General features: G+C 67.5%; 2 protein-coding genes and 1 pseudogene. 1 reads left to right on the top strand and 2 read right to left on the bottom strand.

Going from position 1 to position 1,508, the window contains the following annotated elements; genetic code table 11:
* Nucleotides 1–201, top strand: a pseudogene (locus tag OU682_RS23915) (transporter); the annotation flags it as partial.
* A 233-nt stretch (nt 202–434) separates the two neighbouring features.
* Here the strand turns inward: OU682_RS23915 and OU682_RS23910 are convergent.
* Both OU682_RS23910 and OU682_RS23905 read right to left on the bottom strand, forming a co-directional pair.
* Complete coding sequence (locus tag OU682_RS23910; RefSeq protein WP_268944671.1) at nt 435–560, bottom strand: hypothetical protein; 126 nt, start codon at nt 558–560, stop codon at nt 435–437.
* A gap of 13 nt (nt 561–573) precedes the next feature.
* The gene (locus OU682_RS23905; RefSeq protein ID WP_268944670.1) at nt 574–1,125 is read right to left on the bottom strand and encodes a hypothetical protein; all 552 of its coding nucleotides are present in this window, start codon (nt 1,123–1,125) and stop codon (nt 574–576) included.
* Nucleotides 1,126–1,508 lie beyond the last annotated feature (383 nt).

The raw sequence follows: 1,508 nt of genomic DNA, 5'->3' as shown, positions 1-1,508 counted from the left end.
ACCCTGCAGACCGAGAGCACCTATGACTGGGAGACCGAGCAGTGGTCGGTTCCCGTCAACGCGGTGGCTTCAAAGCTGACGCGGATCGGAGAACAGCCGGTCAGCCTGTTCGCCGGCCTCCGCTACTGGGTCGAAAGCCCTGACTTTGGCCCGGATGGCTGGGGTGTCCGCCTTGGCGCGACATTCCTGTTTCCGCGGTAACGTCATTCGGCGCGCTGCCGTCATCCGATCCGGACCCCGAAACGGCGCTCGCCCTGGTGCCCTTGGCATCGTAAGCTGACGGACAGCGGACCAACCCGAGGGCGCAGCATGATCCGTCCCGTCAATCTCACCGAGCCGACCCGCCGCCACTGTCTTGCGTTGATCGGCGCGGCGACGGTGTCCGGTTGCGGACCGCGAGGCAGCATCGCATTGGTGGAACCCGCCGACGTTGTTCAGGAGAACATCCAGCGCGCGATCGTTGCAACGTCGCGCGCACCGGCGCCCGCGCCCGAGAAGACGTGGCCGATGCCCGTGACGACGATATGGCCGTCCAGCCGGAGCATGTCTGGGTCGAACATTTCTACCCGGCCGTCAGGTCGGGGGAGAAGCGACCTGCTCGTCCTGAGCAGGCCGGGGCACCGGACCCCCGCGCGGCTGCGCCGCGACGATCGCCTCGAGGTCGCGAAACAGCCGCGCCACGCGGACCATCGCCCGGCGGTCCAGCATCTCCAGGTCGATCCGCGCCGGTGCATTGCCGTCGTCCCGCATCGCCAGTCGATACGCGCCCGTTTCGGTGCGCATCACCCAGCCTTTGCGTTCCAGCGCGGCGAACTTGCGGCGCACGGTCTGGCGCGGAATGCCGGTCACGTCCGCGATGCGCGAGGCCGAGATGCTCAGCCGTTCGGGCGGCAGCAAGCAGGGATCCTGTCCGGTCGTCGCGGCCTGGCGCATGGCCCGCATCTGGACCTGCCCGATCAGCGCAAGAACGATCAGCGTCTGAAGATCGCCCCGAAAAGCGCGGCTGATGTCCGACAGGTGCTCGAGGAAGAATTCCACGAAGCAATACTGATAGGTCAGGTAATCCGCGGCGAAGACCGCGCGGACCTCCTCGACGCGCTGCGACGCCTTGCCTCGCGGATGCACGCTCTTCCCGGATTGACTCACCTCGGTGGCTCCGCCTTTCAGCCCCCCGCCCGGCGTGGAGGGCCGTAGGATCCTACCATGCTTCGACATCCCGCGCAGCATCCTGCCCGGGCCAGAGGCATGACGCATCCGAACAAGCGTCGTGAGGCGCAAGGCGATGGTGCGCCGGCGGCATGGCCGGGGCCGGAGTGTCGAGACCGAGGTGGGAAGGTCCGGCGGAGCAGCTTCTCGACGGCGCGCCATTGGATGAGCCATCTGCCTTGCCACTGCCATCTGGGGAGCGCTGCCTGGCGGAAATAGCCGGAGAGCACAGGTCACATCTCCCATGCACCTGCGCCGCGCTACGCCGCAGAGAAGCCCACGCGCCCGGCACCGAAGTTTCC

The sequence above is a fragment of the Paracoccus benzoatiresistens genome, assembly GCF_026913015.1.
Lineage (GTDB): Bacteria > Pseudomonadota > Alphaproteobacteria > Rhodobacterales > Rhodobacteraceae > Paracoccus > Paracoccus benzoatiresistens.
The sequence above is the reverse complement of the archived record's forward strand: the minus strand, read 5'-3'. Positions and strand labels throughout refer to the sequence as shown.

Excerpts from the sequence above, each read along its gene's own strand:
- OU682_RS23910 (WP_268944671.1), bottom strand. The coding sequence starts at position 560 with ATGTTCGACCCAGACATGCTCCGGCTGGACGGCCATATCGTCGTCACG.